This window comes from Bradyrhizobium sp., from assembly GCF_049581145.1.
Lineage (GTDB): Bacteria > Pseudomonadota > Alphaproteobacteria > Rhizobiales > Xanthobacteraceae > Bradyrhizobium.
Map to the genome: position 1 here is coordinate 1 of NZ_JBAURI010000526.1, position 3,960 is coordinate 3,960.

General features: G+C 66.2%; 3 protein-coding genes. 2 read left to right on the top strand and 1 reads right to left on the bottom strand.

Annotated elements, in window-relative coordinates:
• The first annotated feature begins 293 nt into the window (after nt 1-293).
• Together WCB02_RS17135 and WCB02_RS17140 are read left to right on the top strand one after the other, a co-directional pair.
• Complete coding sequence (locus WCB02_RS17135; RefSeq protein ID WP_423959769.1) at nt 294-455, top strand: hypothetical protein; 162 nt, start codon at nt 294-296, stop codon at nt 453-455.
• Nucleotides 421-768 carry a type I restriction-modification enzyme R subunit C-terminal domain-containing protein gene (locus WCB02_RS17140; protein ID WP_423959771.1) on the top strand — a complete coding sequence of 116 codons (348 nt, stop codon included), beginning with the start codon at nt 421-423 and terminating at the stop codon, nt 766-768. The genes WCB02_RS17135 and WCB02_RS17140 overlap by 35 nt, the downstream gene beginning before the upstream one ends.
• A gap of 216 nt (nt 769-984) precedes the next feature.
• Here the strand turns inward: WCB02_RS17140 and WCB02_RS17145 are convergent, their stop codons facing one another.
• Nucleotides 985-3,435 (bottom strand): adenylate/guanylate cyclase domain-containing protein, encoded by a 2,451-nt coding sequence (locus WCB02_RS17145; RefSeq protein ID WP_423959773.1) that lies wholly within the window; start codon nt 3,433-3,435, stop codon nt 985-987.
• Between the last annotated feature and the right edge of the window lie 525 nt (nt 3,436-3,960).

Genomic DNA, 3,960 nt, shown 5'->3' on the forward strand with positions numbered 1-3,960 from the left:
GGTGAGGTGGCTCTCATTGGATTGACGGTTATGCCAAATTGTTCGTGCACGGTTGCAGCCAGGCCGCTCGGTTGCGCAAGGAGTTCAGCTGTCCGCCGTCACGCCCGGCTACAAGTTCGCTCGCGACGAGGCCAATGAGCGGTGAGCGCGTAAAGTCGCTGAATTCCATCGCATTCCAGGCCTGAATGTCGTGAATTGGAGGGCGTGATGCATAATCGAATGGACGACGAATCTCACCCAGACGCGGCCGAGGCGCGGGTCAGCAAGGCCGGTGACACGGCCACTTGGAGCCGATGGACAAGAAGCCCTTCGATGCCGCGGCATGGCGCGCGCAGCTCAAAGAATATCAGCATATTCCGTTCATGGAGGGCGGTCGCGGTCAGGGGACCATCGTCGATGACGGTGATGACAAGAAGGCCAATGCTGCTGACCGCCGGCATCGGCGAAGCCGATGACATCGCCCGCGCGCGCGAAACAAGCCAAGGCTTTGGACGGTTTGTCCGCTCGCTGGTCGGCCTTGATCGTGCCGCGGTCAGCGAGACGTTCGGAGAATTTCTCGCGGGCGGCACGGCGACGGCAGCTCAGATCGAATTCATCAACATGGTGATCGAGCATCTGACTGATCAGGGCATCATGGAGCCGGGGCTGCTCTATGAGCCGCCGTTTGCCAGTGTCGCGCCGACTGGGCCGGAGCATCTGATCGATGAAAATAAGGTGACGCGGCTGTTCACGAAGATCAAAGCCATCAACGACAGTGCCGTCGCGTAGCGCCGCGAAGCGAATGCCGCAAAAGACAAAGTTTCTTCGACCCTTCAAACCGATTCTACGGTCTGGACGACCGGTTCCTTGAAACCTGTCGTTCCCAAGCCCTCAGGCTGCATCCTGAGGCATGACCCAGGATAGCGATCCGAAGGCGGACCCGCATCCGGATGGCGGAACGCCGTTATGCCATCCACACCCGGAATGACGCTCCGGGGCCGCCCGTCACTTCCTTCGCCGCGCCGTCGCACTCGCCTCGACCACATTCGCCACCTCCTCGCGCCAGCGCAGAATCTCCATGGCCAGCACGGGGTGATTGAATCCCTTGAGCACGAGATCATCCAGCGCCGCGGCGTCGACCCAGGGCTCGACCATGCCGTAGACGCGGCGGCTGGCGACCACCTGGCCGGCCTTGGCTTCGTCGCACAGCCGGGAGGCGAGGTTGGTGACGCTGCCGATCGCGGCGTATTCCAGCCGGTGCTCGAAGCCGATCTGGCCCAGCGTGGCGTAGCCCAGCGCGATGCCGACGCCGAAGCCGAGACTGTGCCCGCGGTTGCGCCAGCGCTCGGTCAAGACGCCGATGGTGTCGCGCATCTCGAGCGCCATCTTCACCGCGCGCTTGGTATGGTCCTCGAACTGGATCGGCGCGTTGAACAGGACCATCACGCCGTCGCCGGCATAGCGGTCGAGCGTGCCCTCGTAGCGGAAGATCAGTTCGCCAAGCGCTGCGTGATATTCCCGCAGCACGTTCATCGCCTCTTCCGGCTCGGTGGTCTCGGTGAATGCCGTAAAGCCGCGCAGGTCGCAGAACACCACGGTCACCTCGCGGCGATGGCTGTCGAGCAGGCCCTCATGGCCGTCGGAGGCGGCGATCAGCTGCGCCACCTGGGGCGCGAGAAAGCGCTCCAGCTTGCGGATACGCTCGATCTCGCCGAGCTGTTTTTCCACCCGCTCCTCCAGCGAACGATTCCAGTTCCTGAGCTGCTCGGTCTGCTCGGTGAGTTTTGCGGCCTGCTGCTGCACCACCGAGTGGGTCGAGGCGAGCTCGCGGCCCTTCTGGTCCACTTCCGTGAACAGCCGCGCGTTGCGCATCGCCAGCACCGCCTGGTTGGCGAACGTTCGCATCAGCCCGATCAGGTTTTGCGGAAAGTCGCCGGCGGCGCGGCGCAGCACGACGAGGGCGCCGAGCACGCCCTGCTGGTCGACCAGCGGCACCACCAGCACCGAATGAAAACCGGCGGTGATCGCGACGTCGCGCAACAGGTGGTCGGTCGCAGTCGTGAGATCGGCGATCGCGACCGGCTCGCGGCTGGCCGCGGCCTCGCCCAGAATGCTCCGGGCCTCGTCGATCGTGACATGCGCGCCTTCGGCCGAGCGGTCGATGCCGTTGGCCTCGACTAGGTTGAACTGGTGCTTGGTGGCGTCATGGCCGTAGATCAAGACCGCGTCGGCATGGGTGATCTCGAGCGCGCGGGCGGCGACCGTCGGCAGCACGGCGTTGAGATCGAGCGAGGCGGCCACCGCGCGGCCGACCTCCTCCAGCACCTTCAATTCGTTGATCGACTGCGCGAGGTCGCGGGTGCGCTCCTCGACCTTGGTCTCCAGCACCGAATAGGTCTGCGCCAGCTGGCCCGCCATGTTGTTGAACTGATCGGCCAGCTCCTCCAGTTCATCATGGGTGTGGATGTCGATGCGATGGCTGAAGTCGCCGGCGCCGAGCCGCCGTGCGCCGGTCGAGAGCGCGGTGATCGGCACCAGCATGCGCCGCGCCAGCACGCTGCCGGCCAGCATCGCGACGATCAGGCCGAGCCCGATCAGAAGCGCACCGCGCAGCAGCTGATCGCGGATCGGCGCCAGCGCCTGCGCAGTCGGCTGCTCGAAATACACCACCCAGCCGAGTTTCGGCAGGGTCGAGGCGGCGCTGAGCACCGCATGGCCCTCGGCATCGGTGCCCGAAGTGAGCGGCTGGCCGGCCGGCGTGGCCAGTGCGGCGACCTGGGGCAGGGCGGAGAGATTGCTCGCGATCTCCGGTCCCTTGGCCGAGCTCGCCAGCACCTGGCCGCGCGGGTCGACCACATAGGCGAAGGTCGTCTTGCCGACCTGGGCGTCGCCCAGGAATTCCGACAGGAAGCCGAGGTCGATATCGGCCACCGTGATGCCGGCGTTGAAGCCGGAATGCGCCACCGAGATCGACATCAACGGCCGGGCACCTGAGAACGTGGCCGGCGAGAAGCTGACGCCGCGCGCCTCGGTCTCGGTGAAGCGGAGGTCGCGGGAAAAATCGGTGCCGGTGCCGTAGGCGATCGCGGTGCGCGACAGCCGCAGCTGCTCGTGGCCCTGACCGTCGAGCTGGGACAGCTGGCTGACCGCGGAAACCTGGTTCAGGAGCTGGGCATAGTCGGCGCGGCGGTCTTCCAGCCGCTGGACGCTCGCCCGCGTCACCCAGCTGATCTGCCGTTCCAGTTCGGCCATCGACTGGTCGATCCGCCTCGCGGTGGCCTCGGCCTTTTCGCTCAGGGCGCCGGTCAGCGCGGTCTTGGTGGCGCGGTAGCCGATCCAGGTCTCGGTGGCGCCGTTGACCGCCAGCACGAACACGACCAGGCCAACCAGCGAGACCACGTATTTGGCGAACAGCCCTCCGCGCAGAAACCAGATCCTGTTCGTCACCCCGGTCATCCAGGCCCTCGTGCCGCCCATGGTCACGGAAGCGGTTGGCGGCCGCGTCCCAAGCTGGCCCGCTCGGGCGCGGCAATGTTAGCACAGAATGAAAAGGGAGGTCGGGAGGGTCCCGGCATGGTTAGCCTGCCGGCCGGCGCGGCGCCGCTCTCGCAGGTCGCGAGCAGTTTCCCCGCGGGTATCCCGATGGGTACCCCCATCGTCATGGCCGGGCTTGTCCCGGCCATCCACGTCTTTCTCGCCGTGGGCGCCGCGAGGCGTGGATGCCCGGGACAAGCCCGGGCATGACGAGCGAGTGCGTGGAGCAACGAATTTACGACAACGCGTCCTATCCACGAGCGTTCGCCTGAGGGGCTGGCGTGGCCGAGTGGACTGTGGCCGGATCGAATGCCGCGCCTAATTGGCGGAGCGGTTGAACAGCTGCTTCAGCACGTCATTCATCGGCTGGCTGTCCTGCGACGGCGGTTGCGCGGCGGCGTCGTTCTGCGCCGGGGACGGGGTTGCAGCCTGCGGCGCGGCTTGGCC